Source organism: Kitasatospora sp. NPDC057738, from assembly GCF_042798815.1.
In the GTDB taxonomy this organism is placed as follows: domain Bacteria; phylum Actinomycetota; class Actinomycetes; order Streptomycetales; family Streptomycetaceae; genus Kitasatospora; species Kitasatospora lactacystinica.
In genome coordinates this window covers 23561-42202 of sequence record NZ_JBHVJT010000059.1, presented here as the reverse complement: position 1 = coordinate 42202, position 18642 = coordinate 23561, and the positions used below count along the sequence as shown (strand labels likewise).

General features: G+C 74.7%; 16 protein-coding genes and 2 pseudogenes. 12 read left to right on the top strand and 6 right to left on the bottom strand.

The window, feature by feature from the left end; translation table 11 throughout:
- Nucleotides 1-149: 149 nt before the first annotated feature.
- Nucleotides 150-926, bottom strand: coding sequence for a class I SAM-dependent methyltransferase (locus ACFVGO_RS28055; RefSeq protein WP_380353061.1), 777 nt, complete (start codon nucleotides 924-926; stop codon nucleotides 150-152).
- 339 nt (nucleotides 927-1265) lie between these two features.
- Here ACFVGO_RS28055 and ACFVGO_RS28050 point away from each other — a divergent pair, with 339 nt between their 5' ends.
- Nucleotides 1266-2777 carry a PQQ-binding-like beta-propeller repeat protein gene (locus ACFVGO_RS28050; RefSeq protein WP_380634749.1) on the top strand — a complete coding sequence of 504 codons (1512 nt, stop codon included), beginning with the start codon at nucleotides 1266-1268 and terminating at the stop codon, nucleotides 2775-2777.
- A gap of 325 nt (nucleotides 2778-3102) precedes the next feature.
- The gene (locus ACFVGO_RS28045) at nucleotides 3103-3912 is read left to right on the top strand and encodes an alpha/beta fold hydrolase (RefSeq protein WP_380634747.1); all 810 of its coding nucleotides are present in this window, start codon (nucleotides 3103-3105) and stop codon (nucleotides 3910-3912) included.
- A 107-nt stretch (nucleotides 3913-4019) separates the two neighbouring features.
- On the opposite strand, the gene ACFVGO_RS28040 is transcribed toward ACFVGO_RS28045, so the two are convergent.
- Together ACFVGO_RS28040 and ACFVGO_RS28035 are read right to left on the bottom strand one after the other, a co-directional pair.
- Entirely contained in the window at nucleotides 4020-4586 is a 567-nt protein-coding gene (locus ACFVGO_RS28040; RefSeq protein WP_380353063.1) for a hypothetical protein, read from the bottom strand.
- Nucleotides 4574-5716, bottom strand: coding sequence for a serine hydrolase domain-containing protein (locus tag ACFVGO_RS28035; RefSeq protein WP_359897379.1), 1143 nt, complete (start codon nucleotides 5714-5716; stop codon nucleotides 4574-4576). Before ACFVGO_RS28035 ends, ACFVGO_RS28040 begins: the two co-directional genes overlap by 13 nt.
- Before the next feature lie 141 nt (nucleotides 5717-5857).
- Between ACFVGO_RS28035 and ACFVGO_RS28030 the strand changes: the two genes are divergently transcribed.
- The 3 genes and pseudogenes from ACFVGO_RS28030 to ACFVGO_RS28020 all read left to right on the top strand — a co-directional run bounded on the left by ACFVGO_RS28030 (nucleotide 5858) and on the right by ACFVGO_RS28020 (nucleotide 8909).
- Nucleotides 5858-6418 (top strand): hypothetical protein, encoded by a 561-nt coding sequence (locus tag ACFVGO_RS28030; RefSeq protein WP_380634744.1) that lies wholly within the window; start codon nucleotides 5858-5860, stop codon nucleotides 6416-6418.
- 118 nt (nucleotides 6419-6536) lie between these two features.
- A pseudogene (locus ACFVGO_RS28025) lies at nucleotides 6537-7247 on the top strand (vWA domain-containing protein); the annotation flags it as partial.
- Between the two features lie 282 nt (nucleotides 7248-7529).
- Nucleotides 7530-8909, top strand: a complete 1380-nt coding sequence (locus ACFVGO_RS28020) for a pyridoxal-phosphate dependent enzyme (RefSeq protein ID WP_380634742.1) — start codon at nucleotides 7530-7532, stop codon at nucleotides 8907-8909.
- 7 nt (nucleotides 8910-8916) lie between these two features.
- Here the strand turns inward: ACFVGO_RS28020 and ACFVGO_RS28015 are convergent, their stop codons facing one another.
- Entirely contained in the window at nucleotides 8917-9684 is a 768-nt protein-coding gene (locus ACFVGO_RS28015) for a TetR/AcrR family transcriptional regulator (RefSeq protein ID WP_380353066.1), read from the bottom strand.
- 104 nt (nucleotides 9685-9788) lie between these two features.
- On the opposite strand from ACFVGO_RS28015, the gene ACFVGO_RS28010 reads away from it, so the two are divergent.
- From ACFVGO_RS28010 to ACFVGO_RS27990, 5 genes and pseudogenes are all read left to right on the top strand, one after another.
- Nucleotides 9789-10760, top strand: a complete 972-nt coding sequence (locus ACFVGO_RS28010) for an ATP-binding cassette domain-containing protein (RefSeq protein WP_359897372.1) — start codon at nucleotides 9789-9791, stop codon at nucleotides 10758-10760.
- On the top strand, nucleotides 10757-11578 hold the full coding sequence (locus tag ACFVGO_RS28005) for an ABC transporter permease (protein WP_359897370.1): 822 nt from the start codon (nucleotides 10757-10759) through the stop codon (nucleotides 11576-11578). Before ACFVGO_RS28010 ends, ACFVGO_RS28005 begins: the two co-directional genes overlap by 4 nt.
- Before the next feature lie 70 nt (nucleotides 11579-11648).
- Nucleotides 11649-12635: an aldo/keto reductase gene (locus ACFVGO_RS28000; RefSeq protein ID WP_380634739.1), complete on the top strand. Its 987-nt coding sequence runs from the start codon at nucleotides 11649-11651 to the stop codon at nucleotides 12633-12635.
- A 213-nt stretch (nucleotides 12636-12848) separates the two neighbouring features.
- A pseudogene (locus ACFVGO_RS27995) lies at nucleotides 12849-13337 on the top strand (DUF4188 domain-containing protein); the annotation flags it as partial.
- 217 nt (nucleotides 13338-13554) lie between these two features.
- Nucleotides 13555-14229: a C39 family peptidase gene (locus ACFVGO_RS27990; RefSeq protein ID WP_380634737.1), complete on the top strand. Its 675-nt coding sequence runs from the start codon at nucleotides 13555-13557 to the stop codon at nucleotides 14227-14229.
- Between the two features lie 13 nt (nucleotides 14230-14242).
- On the opposite strand, the gene ACFVGO_RS27985 is transcribed toward ACFVGO_RS27990, so the two are convergent.
- Nucleotides 14243-15094 (bottom strand): hypothetical protein, encoded by an 852-nt coding sequence (locus ACFVGO_RS27985; RefSeq protein WP_359897366.1) that lies wholly within the window; start codon nucleotides 15092-15094, stop codon nucleotides 14243-14245.
- Nucleotides 15095-15359: 265 nt separating this feature from the next.
- Between ACFVGO_RS27985 and rpe the strand changes: the two genes are divergently transcribed.
- Complete coding sequence (gene rpe, locus ACFVGO_RS27980) at nucleotides 15360-16043, top strand: ribulose-phosphate 3-epimerase (RefSeq protein ID WP_359897365.1); 684 nt, start codon at nucleotides 15360-15362, stop codon at nucleotides 16041-16043.
- A gap of 142 nt (nucleotides 16044-16185) precedes the next feature.
- Nucleotides 16186-17145 carry a pirin family protein gene (locus ACFVGO_RS27975; protein WP_380353074.1) on the top strand — a complete coding sequence of 320 codons (960 nt, stop codon included), beginning with the start codon at nucleotides 16186-16188 and terminating at the stop codon, nucleotides 17143-17145.
- Between the two features lie 68 nt (nucleotides 17146-17213).
- Here ACFVGO_RS27975 and ACFVGO_RS27970 read toward each other — a convergent pair whose 3' ends face one another.
- The gene (locus ACFVGO_RS27970) at nucleotides 17214-18620 is read right to left on the bottom strand and encodes an MATE family efflux transporter (protein ID WP_359897363.1); all 1407 of its coding nucleotides are present in this window, start codon (nucleotides 18618-18620) and stop codon (nucleotides 17214-17216) included.
- Nucleotides 18621-18642: the final 22 nt, after the last annotated feature.

Here is an 18642-nt window from a genome sequence, read left to right as displayed (position 1 = left end):
CCAATATGTGCCCGCCAGGGAGGCCGTTCCGGGAGGCCGTTCAGGGCGCGCCCGTGGGCAGGCCGCCGGGCCGGGCGGAGAGCCGGTGAAGAACCGGGCGAAGAACCGGTGAGGAACCGGCCGGAGAGCCGGGCGCGGCACGGGAGGGGTCAGCGGGGCCGGGTGGCACGCAGGGAGTAGGACTGCGGCGCGGGGGAGCCGGCGGGGACGCGGAAGTGGGCGTGGGCGTGCTCGTGGAGGAAGTCCAGACGGAGGCCGGCCTCGGCCAGCGCGGTGACGACCTCGCCGAGGCCGTGCTGCCACTGGACGGTGACGGTGGCGTCGAGCCGGGCGTCCGGGTCGGCGTAGGTGCCGGGGTGGTCGACGAGGATCGGGGTGCGCTCGAAGTAGTCCTCCTCGAAGCTGCGCCCGTCGTCGGAGAGGACGTCGGCCACCGGGTGGTGCTCGGCGAGGTAGAGGAAGCCGCCGGGGGCGAGGAGCGCGGCGACCGTCCGGGCCCAGCGGGCGAGGTCGGGGAGCCAGCAGAGCGCGCCGAAGCCGGTGTAGACGATGTCGTACGTCCGTCCGTCGAGCGCCTCGGCGGCGTCGTAGACGTCGGAGGTGACGAACCGGGCGTCGTCGGCGCCGATCCGGGCGGCGAGGTCGGCGGCGGCCGCGACGGCCGGGGCGGAGAAGTCCAGTCCGGTGACGACGGCGCCGCGGCGGGCCCAGGAGAGGGTGTCGAGCCCGAGGTGGCACTGGAGGTGGAGCAGCGTGCGACCGGTGACGTCGCCGACCTCGGCGGGCTCGTAGTCCTGGAGGGTGTCACGGCCCGCGACGAAGCCGGGAAGGTCGTAGAACGGGCCGGTGGCGTGGACGGGCACGCGCTCGTCCCAGTTCGCACGGTTGGCGGTGCGCCAGTCGGGGATGGCGGGTGTCGCGGTCATGTCGGGCAACGCTAGCCAGCGCCCCAGCGGCGGGCAATCGATTTCCGGCGGTCGGACGGCGGTCGGACGGCGGTCGGACAGGGGCCGGACGGGGGGCGGACGGCGATCCGACGGCGGCCGGACAGGGGCGGACGGGGCCGCCGGTGGACGGGGCGCGGACGGGCGGCAGCCGGCGCGCGGGGGGAGGATTCGTCACGGTCCCGGCGCTCGGGGCCTGGTATGTGCGGGTCATGGCCGGGGTTTTCCCTGCTCTTTGTTCCGGATCATGGCGCGCTCTGCGACGATCCGATGATCGTCGCCCCGACGCGGTGGGCGGCGCGTCGCAGGGGAGAGACCGGCATGGCCGTTCGGCCCGAGGACACTGTCGTCCGGGCGAGGTGGGGAGCCAGGTTCGCCTGGGACAAGGAGACCTGGATGGTGGTCTCCGGCGGGGTGCTGGGGGCGATGTTCGCGAGCATGGGGCTCGCCGTGCTGTTCGGCCCGGCGAACGGGTTCGGCGGCGAGAGCCTCGCGTACATGGGGATCATCAGCATCCTCGGGCTGATGCCCTGCGGTGCGGGCTTCGTCTGGGCGCTGATCCACCCGAGGGCCGGCTTCCCCTCGGCCGCGGTCGGGGCACTGCTGGGGCTCGCGATCTTCGTCGGCTTCGCCGGGGACGGGCTCAACGACTCCTGGAAGGCGCCGCTGGACCGGCCCTCCACGGTCCGTGCAGTGGGCAGCTGGACCAGCGGGGACCTCGTGGTGCGGGTCCGCCCGGACCTGGTGGTGGCCTACCGCAGCGCCACCGGGGCCGTCGCCTGGAGCTGGTCCCCGCCCGGGCAGGACACGGTGTGCGCGATGAGCCGCGGCACCGGGCCCGACGGGACGGCCCGCGGCGACGCCCTCGGCCTGATCGGCCACTCGCCGCACGACGGGCCCTGCTCCGCCGTCACCGCGCTCGACCTCGCCGACGGCCGGGAGGGCTGGACCGCCACCGTGGACGCGCCCGCCCGGGACGGGGACGACGCGACGCCGGACGTGGTCGCGGTGGCCGGGCAGCAGGCCCTGCTCCAGGAGAAGGCCGGCTGGCGCGCCGTTCGGCTGGCGGACGGCCGGGACGTCTGGCACAGCGCGGCCGATCCCGGCTGCACCCCGCTGCAGGTCGCGGGCGGCCCCGGGGACGCCGTCACGGTCGCGCAGTGCGGCGACACCGCTCCCGTGCTGCGCTCGCTCGCCCCGGCGGACGGCCGGGAGCAGCAGCGGATCGCGCTGCCCGCGACGGGCGGGCTGAAGAACCTCGCGGTGGTGTCGGTCGACCCGCTCGCGGTGTGGGTGGACGCCCAGGCCGAGCGCGGCACCCACGCGGTGCTCAGCTACGACCGGACCGGCCGGCAGCGGGCGGCGATACCGGTCGCCGGGGACGAGTACGACCTGGACGTGATGCTGGGCGGGCTGCACGCCTTCGACGAGTTCACCGCCCGGCCGCTGTTCGGCGGGGTGGTGGTGGGGGACCTGTTCGTCGTGCCGGGGGAGAAGCCCGGCGACATCGGCATCAGCGGCGGCAAGCACCCGAGCCGGACCGCCACCGGCCGGCTGCTGGCGTACTCGCTCACGGACGGCGGCCGGCGCTGGACGGCGGGGCTGGACGACCAGGTGACCGGCCTGGTGGTGGACGGCGGCTCGGTGTGGGCGATGACCCGGGGCCGTGTGACCAGGGTGGAGGTGGCGACCGGGCGGCAGAGCGCCGTGCTGGACGTCAACGACACCGCGTCGCTCTACCCGGTGGACCTGTCGGTGTCGGGCCCGGAGCGGTTCACGGTGGTCGCGGAGGACGGGACCCGGGACGAGCCGCCGGTGCGGGTGCTGAGCTGAGGACCGCGCCCGGGACACCGGTAACGGACCGTCATCGCAACGGGCGGTGGCGGGGCGGCCGGTGACGCCGGGTGACCGCCTTGGGCAGGGCGGGGCGGGGCTGGGCGCCGGGCGACCGCGGTGGCCGGGGACCGGCGGTCCGGCACGGCCGCGCGGCGCCCGATCACCAGGGGAGGCGGCCCTCGCGATCCGCCCGACCACCCGCGGAGAGGGCCGGCGCGATCCGCCCGGCCGCCCTCGACGGGCCCGCCACCGGAGGACCTGAGCCTTCCGGGCGGTTGTGTCACGCTGGTGGGGGAGCACCGCCGAGATCGGGAGACTCGTGATGGCCGAGATCAGGGTGAACGGGGTGGCGCTGCACTACGAGGCCCGTGGTGAGGGCCCCGGCGTCGTCCTGGTGCACGGTTCCTGGAGCGATGCGGACTCCTGGGCGCGGGTGCTGCCGGGCCTGGCCGAGTCCACCACCGCGGTCGCCTACGACCGCCGGGGGCACAGTCGCAGCGAGGACCCGCTCACCCAGGGTTCGGTGCACGAGGACGCGGCCGACCTGGCCGGGCTGATCCAGGGGCTGGGCCTGGCGCCCGCCTTCGCCTACGGCGACTCCTACGGGGCACTGGTCACCCTCCGCCTCGCCGCCGCCCGGCCCGACCTGCTGCGCGGGATCGCCGTGCACGAGCCGCCGGGGACCGGAATCCTGCTCGCCGACCCGGACCTGCGCCCGATCGGCACCGCCTTCGCCGACCGGATCGCCGCCGTCCGGGAGCTGCTGGAGCAGGCGGAGTCGGCCGCCGCCGCCGAACTGTACGTGGACAGCCTCGCCCTCGGCCCCGGCGCCTGGGAGCAACTGCCCGCGCCGGTCCGGCACACCTACATCCGCAACGCGCCCACCTACCTCGACGAGCTGCGCGACCCGGACGCGCTCGACCTCGACCTCACCGGGCTGTCCCGGTTCGGCGAGCCCGCGCTGCTCACCCAGAGCGACGACAGCGCCCCGATGTTCGGCGAGGTGCTGGACCTGATCGACCTCGCCCTGCCCCAGCCGGAACGCCACCTGTACGCGGGCGCCGGGCACGCGCCGCACCTCTCGCAGCCGGAGGAGTGGGTGCGCGTGGTGCTGCCGAGGGCGCTGGGCTGAGGCGCGCCGTCGCGGTTGCGGCGGGCCGACCCTCCACCGGGGACGGGGCGGCCCGGGCGGGCGTCCGCCCCACCGGTCGGCGGCGGCCCCACCGGTCGGCGGCGGCCCTACCGGTCGCCGGCGCCCCAGCCGTCGTCCGGCAGGTCGCCGTCCGGCGCGGGGCACTCGACGTGCTCGAAGCCCCACAGCACCGCCTTGTGCAGCACCCACTCCGGAAGCGGCGGCTGGTCGTAGCCGTCGCGGTCGGTGAGCACCAGCTCGACCCGGACCTCCTCGGCCGGCGAGAACTCCAGGTTCCGCTGGCCCGGGAGGTTCTCGTACGTCACCGTCCGCCAGCCGTGGCCGGTGGCGGTCAGCGCCGCCATCAGGTCCCGCTCGGAGACGTGGGTGTCGAGCGTCACCGAGCCGCCGCCGGGCCGGGGGAGGTCGAGCTCGCCGTGCCAGACCGGCAGCGACAGCGCGTGGAGCCGGCGGCAGCGGCAGAACACCGTCTGCACGTCGCCCCAGCCGAAGGCGTGCGGCCACCGGTGGCCGCGGTGGACGCGGCCGCCGTCCCACGGATCGCCGTAGTGGGCGGCGAGTTCGGGCAGTGAGGCGCCGTAGCGCAGCTCGCCGAGGCCGCCGGTGGTGGCCAGCCCGGTGACGAGCGGGAGGAAGCCCGTCAGCCCAGGCACCCGCGCACCGCCTCGATCAGGCGGTTCGCCCGGGCGTCGCCGTGGCCGATCATCCGGTTGGCGACGTAGCCGAAGCCGACGCCGAACTCGTCGTCCCCGAAGGCGAACTGGCCGCCGGCGCCGTCGTTGCCGAAGCTGCGCGCGCCGAGCAGGGGGCGGAAGGCGGGGGAGTCCAGCAGCAGGCCGGAGCCCCAGCGGGCGCCCAGGTCGAAGCCCAGGAAGCCCGCGCCGGAGGAGACTTCGCGCACCGCGTCGGTCACGGTGTCGGCGGAGAGCAGCCGCTCGCCGCCGTCCAGGCCGGTGGCCGCCGCCGCGTAGAGGCCCGCCAGGCCGGTGGCCGAGGCGACGGCGCCCGCGCCGGGCAGCTCGATCGCGTGCAGGTCCGGGTCGTTCCAGCCGTGCGGCACGTCCAGGCCGGGGAAGACCAGGGCGCCGTTCATGGTGACGATCCGGGTGAGCAGGTGCTCCGGGCCAGGCATCGGACGGCGGCCCTCGGCCTCCACCAGCCGTGCCAGGCGCGGCAGTTCGCTCTCCGGCAGGCCGATCCGGACCGGCAGCCCGAGCGGCTCGGCGATTTCCTCGCGCAGGAACACGCCCGGGGTCAGCCCGGTGATCCGGCGGATCACCTCGCCGACCGCGAAGCCGAACACATGGCCGTGGTACTCGTGGGTGGAGCCCGGCTCCCAGAGCGGCCGCTGCGCCTCGATCGCCCGGATCACCGGATCCCAGGCGGCGACCTCCTCGAAGGAGAGCGCCGCGTCCAGGGCCGGGAGGCCGGCGCGGTGGCCGAGGATCATCCGGGTGGTGACGGCCTGCTTGCCGTTCCGGGCGAACTCCGGCCAGTAGCGGGCGACCGGTGCGTCCAGGTCGAGCCGGCCCTGCTGGGCGAGCAGGTGCGCGGAGATGCTCACCGGGCCCTTGGCGCAGGAGAACACCGGTACGACGGTGTCCTGCGTCCAGGCCCGGCCGGTGCGGTCGTCGGCCGTGCCGCCCCACAGCTCGACCACCTTCCGGCCGCCGGAGAACACCGTGACGGCGGCGCCCAGTTCGGGGAACTCGGTGAAGTTGGCGGCGAAGGCGTCCGCGACGGCGCCGAAGCGCTCGTCGGCCCAGCCGTGGTGCTGCTGCATGATGTGGTGCCCCGTTCTGCCCTCAAGATCGACCGAACCACGCTACGGGAGCCGGGCGGCCGTGACGAGGGGATTTCACCAGGCCGGGGCTGGTGGGACGGATGTGGCAGACTCGCCCCTCGGCACGGAGGAGGGGACCAGGTGGATCGCGAGGCGCTGACCGCGCTCTGGGAGCGGCGGTGGCCCGGCACGGAGCCCGTCGGGCACGAGATCGACAGCCGGGCGCGGGACGTCTGGGTGCGCTTCCACAGCCTGCCGGAGTCCAAGCGGTACCCCGACGACGAGCGCGAGTACGCGATCGTCCTGGAACGCCACAACACCGTGCTGGACGAGCTGTTCGCCGGCGCCGAGGTGTACGTCCTCACGCCCAGGTGGACGAGCAGGACGAGCGTCCCCCGGATGCACCGGGACGCGAGGCACTGGCGCACCTGGCTCCAGAGCGACGACCCCGAGCCGGAGTTCCGCACCTACTGCCACGTCTTCGTGGAACGGCGGCAGTGGCGGCGGGGCGGCCTGGACCGGCTGCTGCGCCGGGTCGCCGACGAGCGGGAGGCCGGGGTGATCGTCACGGACACCGGGATGCGGCGGCTGTACCACCCGTACGACGGCGGCGCGGACGTCCACCTGGCCACGCCGGAGGAGCGCGACCGGTTGAAGGAGCGGCACGCCGACTGGCTGTCGCGGCACCCGGACGGCTGGTGAGCGGCGGGTCGGGGCGAAGGCTTGCCGTGGCCGCCGTCCGCCCCGCAGAGTGTCGGGAGCGCGTTGACGATCACGCGCGCCGGCAGCTCGGCTGCCGCAGTGGGCAAGGGAGCGGGACATGGCCGTCAGTCTGAGCAAGGTCGAGCGGAGCGCGCCAGGGCTGGTGAGCCTCTACAAGACGGCCGGCGCCTCGGTGGAGCGGCGCGGGCTGAACGGCCAGCGGGTGGCGGTGTACCTGGTGGTCGACTACTCCGGTTCGATGCGGCCCTACTACAAGGACGGCAGCGTCCAGGCGCTCGCCGACCGGGTGCTGGGGCTGTCGGCCCACCTGGACGACGACGGGAGCGTGCCGGTCGTCTTCTTCTCCACCGAGGTCGACGCCCAGGCCGAGATCGCCCTGGCGGACCACGCGGGCTGGATCGACCGGATCGTCGCGGGCCTCGGGCACATGGGGAGGACCAGCTACCACCTGGCGATGGACGCGGTGGTCCGGCACTACCGGGAGAGCGGGGCCACGGCGCCGGCCTTCGTCCTGTTCCAGACGGACGGCGGCCCGATCAGCAAGAGCGCGGCGGAGAAGCGGCTGTGCGAGGCGGCGACGCTGCCGATCTTCTGGCAGTTCATCGGCTTCGGGGATCCGGACGGCAAGCAGTTCGACTTCCTGCGGAAGCTGGACGAACTGCCCGTCCCGGAGAAGCGGCCGATCGACAACGCGGGCTTCGTCCACCTGGGGCGCGATCCCCGGACGGTCTCCGACGAGGACCTGTACGACCTGCTGCTCTCCGAGCTGCCGAGCTGGCTCGCGGCCGCCCGGGCCCAGGGCATCGTCCCGGAACAACCGGCGCCGCAGCCGCAGCCGCAGCCGCAGCCGCAACCGCAGCCGAAGGCGAAGGCGGCCCCGGCGGCCCCGTCGTCGGAGCGCCGGGGCTTCTGGGCCACCCTGACCGGGGGCCCGGGGAGGCGCAGCCGGCGCGGTCAGGCGGTGAGGCGGGGAGGGGCGGGCTTCGACGGCCTGGACGAAGGCGGTCCGTGAGGAACGGTGTCGCCGCCGTCTACCGGGCCCCTGGCCTGGGCAGGCTCGGACGGACAGCGCCAGCGAAAGGGGCCGACGATGGCCGCAGTTCACGAATCCGTCCTCGACGCGATCGGCGGGACGCCGCTGATCCGCCTCGCCCGGCTCGGCGCCGGGATCGCCGCGCCGATCTACGCCAAGACGGAGTTCCTCAGCATCGGAGGCAGCGTCAAGGACCGCGCCGCACTGTCGATGGTGCTGGCCGCCGAGCGGGACGGCCTGCTCAGGCCGGGCGGGACGATCATCGAGGCGACCTCCGGCAACACCGGCATCGGCCTGGCGATCGTCGGCCGGCAGCGCGGGTACCGGGTGATCGCCGGGGTGGCGGACAAGGCGGCGGCCGAGAAGGCGGACATCCTGCGCGCGTACGGCGCCGAGGTGGTGCTCGCGCCGACCCTGGTGCCCCAGGAGGACCCGAGGCACCTGTTCAAGGTGGTCCAGCGGCTGGCCGAGGAGATCCCCGGTGCCTGGCTGGCCAACCAGTACGACAACCTGGCCAATCCTGACGCGCATGTCCGGACCACCGGCCCCGAGATCTGGGAGCAGACCGGCGGCCGGGTCACCCACTTCGTCGCGGGCGTCGGTACCGGCGGCACCATCACCGGTACCGGCGGATACCTGAAGGAGGTCTCCGGCGGCACGGTGACCGTGGTCGGCGCGGACCCGGAGTCCTCCTCGTACGGGGGCGGGGACGGCAGCCCGTGGTTCGTCGAGAGCATCGGGCACTTCCTCCACCCCGAAACCGTCGAGGACCGCTGGCCGCAGGCCTACCGGTCGGAGGTGATCGACTCCTTCGAGCGGATCCGGGACCGCGAATCGCTGCTGACGGCGCGCCGGCTCGCGCGCGAGGAGGGCCTGCTGGCCGGCCCGTCCTCCGGCACTGCGGTCGCGGCGGCGCTGCGGGTGGCGCGGACGCTCGGGCCGGACGACCTGGTCGTGGTGGTGCTGCCCGACTCGGGCCGCTCCTACCTGTCCAAGGTGCACAGTGACGCCTGGATGCGGGAGTGGGGCTTCCTGGAGGAGGAGGCGGAGGGCCTGCGCCCCTTGCTGGAGGCGGCCGGGCCGCTGGTGACGGTCGACGCCGGCACCACCGTCGGCGAGGCGGCCCGGGCGCTGCGGGACGCGCCGGGCGGCGTCGCCCCGGCGGTGCTGGCGCGGCCGGCGCGCCCGTTCGGGGTGAACGCGACCGAGGTGACGGGCTCGGTGTCCCGGGAGGTGCTGACGGCGGCGCTCGCGGACGGCAGCGCCGAACCGGGGGACCCGCTGGGCGCGCTGCTCGGGCCGGCGCTGCCGACGGTCGGCGTCGGGCAGTCGGCGGCCGAGGCGCGGGCGGCGCTGGCGGGCGGGCGCCCCGCGGTGCTGGTGCTGCTGGACGGCCGGGTGGCGGGGCTGCTGACCAGGGAGTTCCTCGCGGACTGACGGTGCGTCAGCTGTCGCCCGCCGGCATCAGGACGGCGGAGATCACCCGGTCCAGGGTGCGGTCGAACGCCCGGTCCGGGTCCGCGGGCGGGCCCGCGGCGGCGAAGGCCTGGGCCAGGTGCGGGAATTCGCCGCTCGCCGCCGCCCGGCCGAGGTAACCGACCAGCTCGGACTGCCACTTGGCGCCCGCGGCCGCCGTCCGCTCGAACTGGGCGAACTGGGCGATGAAGCCGTTGATCAGGGCCATCGCCTCCATCCGGTCGCTCCCGCCGAGGCCGGTGGGGGCGGTGACGGCGAGGAAGTGGTCGGTGTAGCGCAGGGCGTTGGGGCCGATGCCGGGGCGGGCCAGCACCAGTGCGGGCAGCCAGGGGTGGCGGCGGAAGATGCCGAGCTGCTGGTGGGCGAGGTCGGCGAGGTCGGCCCGGACGTCGCCGCTCGGCGCTGACGGGAACCGGTACTCGGCGGTGGCCGCGTCGAGCATCAGGTCGAGCAGGTGCTCCTTCTTCGGCACGTAGTTGTAGAGCGACATGGTGCCCGCGCCGAGCGCCGCCGCGACCCGCCGCATGGACACCGCGTCCAGGCCCTCGGCGTCGGCGATCCCGATGGCCGCGGCGGCGATCGAGTCGCGGCTGTGGGCCGGGCGCGGGCCGCGGCCGGTGCGCTCGGGGCGCAGCCAGATCACTTCGGGGGCCTCGGGGGGCGTGGGCTTGCTGGACGCCGGCGCGGGCCCGCCCGGTGCGGGCGTGCTGGACGGCGTGGGCTTGCTGGACGGCACTGGAAGATCACCTCGCTTTCCCCATCTTAGATACGTACGGCGTACGTAGTAGGATGCGCCTGCGCGCGCTTCTACGTACGCTGTACCTAGAGAGGGGCAGAGCCATGTCCGACACCGCCCGACCCGCCATCGAGATGGCGGGCGTGGAGAAACGCTTCGGCGCCACCGAGGCCCTGCGCGGCCTCGACCTCGCCGTCCCGGCCGGCACCGTCTGCGGCCTGCTCGGCCCCAACGGCGCCGGCAAGACCACCGCCGTCCGCGTCCTCGCCACCCTGGTCGCCCCCGACCGCGGCACCGCCAGGGTCGCCGGACACGACGTCGTCCGCGCCGCCGAGGACGTCCGCCGCGCCATCGGCCTCGCCGGGCAGCACGCCGCCGTCGACGAGGGCGTCACCGGCCGCGACAACCTCCGCCTGCTCGGCCGGCTGCACCACCTCGGCGCCCGCCGGGCCCGGGAGCGCGCCGACGAACTGCTCACCCGCTTCGGCCTCGCCGAGGCCGCCGACCGGCTCGTGCGCACCTACTCCGGCGGCATGCGCCGGCGCCTCGACCTCATCGCCAGCCTGGTCACCAGCCCGCCGGTGCTCTTCCTGGACGAGCCCACCACCGGGCTCGACCCGCGCAGCCGACAGGCGATCTGGGACACCGTCAAGGAGCTCGCGGACGGCGGCACCACCGTGCTGCTCACCACCCAGTACCTGGAGGAGGCCGACCGGCTCGCCGACGACATCGTGGTGGTCGACCACGGCGCCGCCATCGCCACCGGACCGCCCGACCGGCTCAAGGCGGCGATCGGCAGCCAGGTCTCCGTCACCCTGGCCGACCCCGGACAACTCGCCGCCACCGCCGTCGTGCTGTCCTCGATGACCGGGGGCGACGCCCGGGTGGACGTCGCCGAGCGGACCGTCACGGTGCTGACCACGCCCGGCGTGTCCGTCCTGCTGCCGTCGCTGGTCCGGGAGCTGGACGGCGCCGGGGTCGTCGCGCAGGACGTCGCGGTGCGGGCGCCCTCGCTGGACGACGTGTTCCTCGCGCTCACCCAGGAGTCCGCCGACGCCGGGAGGGCCGCCCGGTGACCACTGCGCACATCGCCCCGGCGCGACCGTCCGGCATCGGCCGGCTCGCCACCGGCAGCTGGACCTCGGTGCTCCGCGTCCTGCTCAACTACCGCCACTCACCTGGCCTGTTGGCCGCCTCCCTGGGCGTGCCGGTGGTGATGGTGGTGGTCTTCGGGTACGTCCTCGGCAGTGCCATGCAGGTGCCGGGCGGCGGCGACTACCGGGAGTTCCTGATGCCCGGCCTGTTCGCCATGGTGGCCACCAACGGCATCATGCCGACCATGGTCGGCGCCGCCCGCGACGTCTCGCGCGGAGTCACCGACCGGCTGCGCTCCATGCCCGTCTCCCGCACCGGGCTGCTGCTCGGGCAGACCCTCGCCGACCTGCTGGTCAGCATGGTCGTCCTGGCCCTGCTGGCCCTGGTCGGGCTCGCCACCGGCTGGCAGGCCCGGAACGGACTCGCCGACGCGGCAGGGGCGTTCGCGCTGCTGCTGCTCTTCCGATTCGTGATGACCTGGGTCGGCACCCTGCTCGGCCTGGCCGTCGGCAAGGAGGAGGCGGCCGGTCAGCTGTCCGTGGCGGTCTTCCCGCTGGCGATGATCACCAACGCGTACGTGCCGACCGGCGGCATGCCCGGCTGGCTGCGGTTCCTCGCCGAGTGGAACCCGGTCAGCTCCGTCGTCCAGGCCTGCCGGGAACTGTTCGGCAACCCCTCGGGGGCCGGTTCCGCCTGGCCCACGCAGCACGCCGTCCTCGCCGCACTGCTCTGGAGCGCCTTGCTGCTGGCGGTCTGCATGCCGCTCGCCGTACGGAAGTTCGCCACCCACGGGCGGTGATCCGCCGGGTTCCGGCACTCCCGCCAAATGTGCTGGACAGCGGAGCCGGTGTGGTCTTGGGTGGGGCGCCATGGAGTACACCCACCTCGGCCGCACCGGCCTGACCGTCTCCCGCCTCTGCCTCGGCACCATGAACTTCGGCCCCCACACCGAGGAGGCCGAGGCCCACCGCCTCATGGACACCGCCCACGAGCGCGGCATCAACTTCTTCGACACCGCCAACACCTACGGCCGCGACAGCGAGGGCAGGCTGCGGGGGCGGACCGAGGAGATCATCGGCCGCTGGTTCGCCAAGGGCGGCGGACGCCGCGAGCGCACCGTCCTCGCCACCAAGGCCTACGGCGACATGGGCGACTGGCCCAACGAGAGCAAGCTCTCCGCGCTCGCCATCCGCAAGGCCGTCGAGGCCAGCCTGCGCCGCCTCCAGACCGACCACATCGACCTCTACCAGATGCACCACATCGACCGGGCCACGCCCTGGGAGGAGATCTGGCAGGCGATGGAGGTCCTGGTCGCCCAGGGCAAGGTCGTCTACGTCGGCTCCAGCAACTTCGCCGGCTGGCACATCGCCCAGGCCCAGGAGACCGCCCGCGCCCGCCACTTCCTCGGCCTGGTCAGCGAGCAGTCCCTCTACAACCTGCTCGACCGCGCCATCGAGCTCGAAGTCGTCCCCGCCCTCCAGCACTACGGGCTCGGGCTGATCCCGTGGTCCCCGCTGCGCAGCGGCCTGCTCGGCGGCGTCCTGCGCAAGGAGCGCGAGGGCACCCGCGACCGCAGCGCCATGCCCTACGTCAGCGACCTCCTCGCCAAGCACCGCGACCGCATCCAGGCCTACGAGGACTTCGCCGCCGAACTCGGCGCCGACCCCGCCGACCTCGCCCTCGCCTGGCTCCTCTCCCGCCCGGCCGTCACGGCCCCCATCATCGGCCCCCGCACCCCGGCCCACCTCGACGCCGCCATCGGCGCGTTCGACCTCAAGCTCGACCAGAAGACCCTCGACCACCTCGACGAGCTCTTCCCGGGCCACCGGCCCGCCCCGGAGGACTACGCCTGGTAGGCCGTCCGCGTCCGGCCCCGGCCCCTTCGTCGGGGCCGGGGCCCCGCGCGCACCCGGGGGAGCGGGCCGGGGACCGGTGGCCTCGGCAGTGGGTGGGCGTCAACCCGCCCGCACAGTAGCCGAATTGTGAGGGTGGCGAGCCTTGACCGGGCCGTCCGGCACTGGTCTAGTCACCGCTTACATGGGCAAGGGTACGGGGAGGCACAATTGGCCTTGTTCGCCAAGCCGCAGCCGGGCTACACCACCGCCGCCGCCACCGGCGACACCGTGGTGCTGCTGATCGGCATGCGGATCAACCGCTTCTGGGCCGTGCACCACTGGGGCCCGGTGATGTTCTCGATGCTCCGGATGCTGTACGACCTGCGCCGCGCCCCCGAGCGCGGCCTGCGCGGCCGCATCCTGCTGACCGCCTCGCCGCGCACCTACTACGTGGTCCAGTACTGGGAGTCGAAGGAGAAGCTGTACGGCTACGCGAGCGCGCCGGACGGCTTCCACCACACCGTGTGGGGCATCGCCAACCGCAAGCTGCGGGAGGGCAAGGCCCGCGGGCACGTCGGGCTCTGGCACGAGACGTACATCGCGCCGCCGGGCGGGTACGAGTCGATCTACTTCGACATGCCGCCGTTCGGCCTGGCCGGCGCCACCGGCTCGCTGCCGGTGGAGGCGCGCGGCCGGCACGCGGCGCAGCGGCTGGCCTACCGGGAGCCGGCACCGGAGCCGGAGACCGCTGGTTCGCAGCCGCAGCCGCAGCCGCAGCCGTCGGCCGGCCGGTCGGAGCCGGAGGCCGGTGGGGCGCGGACGGCGCCGGGCGGGGCGGGCGAGTCCGAGGTCGGGGCCGCGCCGGCCCCCGGTGCCTGAGTACGGCTGCGCCGGGAGTGTCGTGGGCCGCCCGGCCGCCGTGCCGTGAGAGCGTCGGGGAATGGTGGATCGGGGCGACGCGCGGCCGCAGGCGCCGGCGCGGTCGGTGCGGGTGGTGCACGAGGTGCCGTACCACGCGCAGTGGGAGTCGGCGGAGCTGGTGCGGGAGATCGTCGACGGGCGGCTGGAGGCGTCCGCCGATCCGCGCTGGGGGCAGTCCGGCGCGGCCACCGCGGAGGAGTACGCGTGGTGGTCCTGGCGGCTGTGCGGGGTGGCCTGTCTGCGGATGGCGCTGGCGCACTGGTGGGGCGTGACCCCGGCGGCGCTGGCGCTCGCGGGCGAGTGCGTGGCGGCCGGCGCCTACCTGCGGGACGGTGACAGCCTGCGCGGGCTGATCCACGCGCCGTTCGCCGAGTACGTCGAGCGGCGCTGGGGACTGGCCGCGCGGGCACGGGAGTTGACGCCCGAGGAGGTGTCGTCGGAGGTGGCCGACGGCCGGCTGGTGATGGTCTCGGTGCACCCGTCGATCCGGGAGCCGTACGGGCCGGAGCCGGTGCGGCGTGGCGGGCACCTGGTCCTGGCGGTGGGTGCCACGGACACGGCGCTGCTGATCCACAACCCCTCCGGGTTCCCGGGGGAGTCGCAGGCCTTCGCGCGCGTGCCGTGGCGGTCGTTCGGGCGGTTCTACGCCGGACGCGGGATCGTGCTCGGCCCGCCCCGGGTCTCCTCGCCCTGACGTCGCGGAGCGGTCACTGGTTGTCCGGCAGTCCCATCGGGTTGATCGGCAGCCGGCCGCGACAGAGCGCCGAGATCGGCTTCAACGCCGCGGCGAGCCGGTCGAGTTCGGTCCGCGGGTAGTCGTCCCAGACCCGGGCCGCGGCCAGGTCGGTGGCGGCCTCCAGGGTCTGGTGACGGATCCGGCCGAGCTCGGTGACCGTCCCCTCGGCGGTCAGCCAGCCGCGCTCGACCAGGCGGTCGGCCGCCGCCTCCCACTCGGCGTCCGTCCACCCGCGCAGCGGCTGGAGCATCTCGCGCCGCATGTCCATCGCGCAGCGGACCACCAGCGCCTCGCAGCCGTCCAGCCCGGCCGCCACCAGGGCGGCCACGTGGCCGTCGCCGCGGTGCTCGCGCATCACGGTGGCGGCCTGCCAGAGCCGCTCGTACAGGCCGCTCGGGCGGGGCAGCGCGGCGTTGGCGGCGGCCAGCACCCGCCCGGCGCAGTCCAGCCGAGTGGCGGCCTGCTCCAGGGTCTCGGCGACCAGCTCGACCTGCTCCTTGTCCACGTGCTCCAGCAGCCCCTCCAGGATCGTCGCGGAGGCCTTCAGCCGGGCGGTCAGCGCCTCCTCCGGGCTCGCGTGGTTCCACACCTCCGGCAGGGCGCGCTCGACCATCGAGGGGGAGAAGTTGAAGAAGGCGGCGGTCACCGGCGGGGCGTCCACCGCGCCGAGCGGGGCCGATCGGGTGGCGAAGTAGCCGTGCAGGCGGCCGTGCAGACCGGCCTCCTCGAAGGCGGCGCGGCCCTCGGGCAGGAAGTAGGTGACGGCGTGCACCGGCTCGAAGAGCCACCACAGCGCGCGGGCGGGATGGACGAGATCGGTCATCGGGAGACCTTCCTCGGACGGAGCTCCGGGCGGGCCGGGGAGCTCGGTGGTCGGGACGGCCCGGCGGGAGCCGCGGCGGGCCGTGGCCCGTTCAAGGGCTGATGACCACGGCGGGGGCCCCGGTAATCCTGCCGGGGGTGTGATGACGGTCACGCCGAGGTGGCGCTGTGCGCCCGGCGGCGGTACGGCGCGGGATGATGGGATGAGGTGCCCGCTCCCGGGGGGCGCCCAGCCCCCGCAGGTCCTCGTACGAAGGTAGTCGGTCATGGCCCAGATCAACCCCAGCATCCTGTCCGCGGACTTCGCCCGGCTCGCCGACGAGGCCGAGGCCGTCCGGGGTTCCGACTGGCTGCACGTGGACGTCATGGACAACCACTTCGTGCCCAACCTGACCCTCGGCGTCCCGGTGGTCGAGTCGCTCGCCCGCGCCACCGACACCCCGCTCGACCTCCACCTGATGATCGAGGACCCGGACCGCTGGGCCCCGCAGTACGTCGAGGCCGGCGCCGGCTCGGTCACCTTCCACGTCGAGGCCGCCGCCGCGCCCGTCCGGCTCGCCCGTGAGATCCGCGCCAAGGGCGCCCGCGCGTCGATGGCGCTCAAGCCGGGCACCCCGATCGAGCCGTACGAGGACCTGCTGCCCGAGCTCGACATGGTGCTGATCATGACCGTCGAGCCCGGCTTCGGCGGCCAGGCCTTCCTGGACATCATGCTGCCGAAGATCCGCCGCACCCGGGAGCTGATCGCCAAGCACGACCTGGAGCTGTGGCTGCAGGTGGACGGCGGCGTCGCGGCGAACACGATCGAGCGCTGCGCGGAGGCGGGCGCGGACGTGTTCGTGGCCGGCTCGGCGGTGTACGGGGCCGAGGACCCGGCCGAGGCGGTCCGCAAGCTGCGGGACCTCGCCGACAAGGCGACGGCGGACGCCTGGTGGGCCTGCGGGCACTGAGGCCACCGGGCTGGTCGGGGCGGTGCCGGCACCGCCGGATGGCCGGGCGCGGGTGGAGGAACGCCGCACCGTGGCGGATGATCGGTGACGATGTCCCCCGAGGACCGTGCCCGGCCCCTCTCCGTACGGTGGTGGAACCGCGATGAGCAACCTCGACCTCAGGCCCGCCCCGGCCGGCTGCGGCCGCGAGGCCAGCGCCGGCCCGGTGAAGGATCTGCTGACGGCCCGTCAATTCCCGCTCGGCGGAAGCACGGTGGTCCGGCGCCTGCTGCCCAACCTGGGCCGCCGGATGGTGGGCGCCTGGTGCTTCGTGGACCACTACGGGCCCGACGACATCGCCGACGAGCCCGGCATGCGGGTCCCGCCGCACCCGCACATGGGCCTCCAGACGGTCAGCTGGCTCCACCAGGGCGAGGTGCTGCACCGCGACAGCCTCGGCAGCCTCCGGGCCGTCCGGCCGTACGAGCTGGGCCTGATGACCTCCGGCCGGGCGATCTCGCACTCCGAGGAGTCCCCGCGCCCGCACGCCCGTTACCTGCACGGCGCACAGCTCTGGGTGGCCCTCCCGGAGGCCGGCCGGAACATCGCCCCCGCCTTCGAGCACCACCCCGACCTGCCCGTGGTCACCGGCCGGGGCCTGCGCGCCACCGTCATCCTCGGCACCCTCGACACCGCCACCTCGCCCGGGACCACCCACACCCCGCTGGTCGGCGCCGACCTCGCCCTCGTCGACGGCGCGGACCTCCGCCTCCCGCTCGTCCCCGACTTCGAGTACGCCGTCCTCGCCATGTCCGGCCGCGTCGACGTCGACGGCGTCCCGGTCGAGCCCGGCTCCATGCTCTACCTCGGCTGCGGGCGCCCCGACCTTCCGCTGCGCGCCCACGGCGACGCCGCCGTGCTGCTCCTCGGCGGCGAGCCCTTCGACGAGCGGATCGTCATGTGGTGGAACTTCATCGGCCGCTCCACCGAGGAGATCGCGCGGGCGCGCGCCGACTGGACGACCGGCGACCGCTTCGGCGAGGTGCACGGCTACGAAGGCGAGCGGCTGCCGGCCCCGGAGCTGCCGGCCGTCCCGTTGAAGGCGCGGGGGCGCGAGCGCTGACCCGCGGGCCGGTGTCGGCCCTTTGGACTCATCGGGCCGTACCCGCGGGACGGGTGCAGCCGGCCGGCTCAGCCGGCGACGGCCGCTTCGGGTGAGGTGACCGCCTTGGCCGAGAGGGCGCGGCCGTAGCGGCGCAGCAGGAGGACGGCGGTGGTGGCGAGGCCGATGAGCAGGCCGAGCCAGAGGCCGCGGGTCTCGCCGCCGAGGGGGTAGGCGAGGAGCCAGGAGGCGGGCAGGCCCACGAGCCAGTAGCCGATCAGGGTGATGCGGAAGCCGCTCCGGGTGTCGTCGAGGCCGCGCAGCAGGCCGACGCCGATGTTCTGGGCGCAGTCGAAGAACTGCAGCACGGCGACGACGGCCAGGAGTCCGGTGGCGATCCGCAGGCCCTGCTGGTCGGCGGCCGCGCCGGGGTCGAAGTAGGGCCGCAGGACGAGGTCGGGCACGGTGAGGTAGGCGATGCCGACGAGGGTGGTGACGGCGGCGCCGCAGGCGAGTGCGGTGTTCTTGATCCGGCGGGCCGCGGCGTACTCACCGAGGGCGAGTTCGCGGCTGACGTTGATGGAGGCCGCGTGGGAGAGGCCCACGGCGACCTGGAAGACGATGTAGATCAGCTGGTTGACGGCGGTGTGGGCGGCGAGCGCGGCGGCGCCGAAGCTTCCGGCGAGCAGGGCGGTGACGGAGAAGAAGCCGGCCTCGGAGCCGTAGGTGGCGGCGATCGGGGTGCCGAGGCCGAGCAGGCGGCGCACGGTGGGGGCGTCGGCGCGCCAGAAGTCCGGGCTCAGCAGGGGTGCGAGCTGAGGGTCGCGGCGGGCCGAGGCGTAGAGGGCGAGGAAGGAGAGCAGGTAGACGCTGCTGGTGGCGACGCCGATGCCGGTGAGGCCGAGTTTGGGCAGGCCCCAAGTGCCGTGGATGAACAGCCAGTTGAGTCCGGCGTTGATGGCGACGGAGGCGATGGTGATCTGCAGCAGGGCCTGGGGGCGGCGCATGCCGACGGTGAACTGGCGGATCGCCTGGAACCAGAGGCAGGGGACCAGGCCGGGGGCGAGGGCGGCGAGCATGCCCTGGGCGCGGTGGGCGACTTCCGCGTCCTGGCCGAGCCAGGTGGCGGCCTGGCCGATGAGCACCATCAGGACGGCGCCCGCGAGGCCGGCCAGGGTGGCGACGGCCATCGCCGCCCGGACCAGGCCGCGGACCTCGTCGCCGTCGTCGGCCGCGTCCTCGTCCCGTTCGGCGCGCGCGGCGGCGGCCGCGACCTGGTTGCCGACGGAGGTGACGAGGCCGACGCCCATGGTGCGCAGCTGGTTGAAGACGACCAGGGCGAGGCCGCCGGCCGCCAGGGCCTCGGTGCCGAGCACGCCCATCATGATGGTGTCGGTGGTGGTGAGGGCGACCTGGGCGAGCTGGGTGAGGGCGAGCGGGACGGCGAGTGCGGCGAGTGCGCGGCTGTCGCGGGCGAGGGTGGCTAGCTGCTGCATCGTGGGTGTCACGTTTCTCGGA

What these genes read in the sequence shown, in the direction of transcription:
- ACFVGO_RS27985 (WP_359897366.1), bottom strand. Translation starts at nt 15,094, where the DNA reads ATGACCGATCTCGTCCATCCCGCCCGCGCGCTGTGGTGGCTCTTCGAG.
- rpe (WP_359897365.1), top strand. Translation starts at nt 15,360, where the DNA reads ATGGCCCAGATCAACCCCAGCATCCTGTCCGCGGACTTCGCCCGGCTC.
- ACFVGO_RS28010 (WP_359897372.1), top strand. Translation starts at nt 9,789, where the DNA reads ATGTCCGACACCGCCCGACCCGCCATCGAGATGGCGGGCGTGGAGAAA.
- ACFVGO_RS27970 (WP_359897363.1), bottom strand. Translation starts at nt 18,620, where the DNA reads ATGCAGCAGCTAGCCACCCTCGCCCGCGACAGCCGCGCACTCGCCGCA.
- ACFVGO_RS28000 (WP_380634739.1), top strand. Translation starts at nt 11,649, where the DNA reads ATGGAGTACACCCACCTCGGCCGCACCGGCCTGACCGTCTCCCGCCTC.
- ACFVGO_RS28020 (WP_380634742.1), top strand. Translation starts at nt 7,530, where the DNA reads ATGGCCGCAGTTCACGAATCCGTCCTCGACGCGATCGGCGGGACGCCG.
- ACFVGO_RS28035 (WP_359897379.1), bottom strand. Translation starts at nt 5,716, where the DNA reads ATGCAGCAGCACCACGGCTGGGCCGACGAGCGCTTCGGCGCCGTCGCG.
- ACFVGO_RS28050 (WP_380634749.1), top strand. Translation starts at nt 1,266, where the DNA reads ATGGCCGTTCGGCCCGAGGACACTGTCGTCCGGGCGAGGTGGGGAGCC.
- ACFVGO_RS27990 (WP_380634737.1), top strand. Translation starts at nt 13,555, where the DNA reads ATGGTGGATCGGGGCGACGCGCGGCCGCAGGCGCCGGCGCGGTCGGTG.
- ACFVGO_RS28055 (WP_380353061.1), bottom strand. Translation starts at nt 926, where the DNA reads ATGACCGCGACACCCGCCATCCCCGACTGGCGCACCGCCAACCGTGCG.
- ACFVGO_RS27975 (WP_380353074.1), top strand. Translation starts at nt 16,186, where the DNA reads ATGAGCAACCTCGACCTCAGGCCCGCCCCGGCCGGCTGCGGCCGCGAG.
- ACFVGO_RS28045 (WP_380634747.1), top strand. Translation starts at nt 3,103, where the DNA reads ATGGCCGAGATCAGGGTGAACGGGGTGGCGCTGCACTACGAGGCCCGT.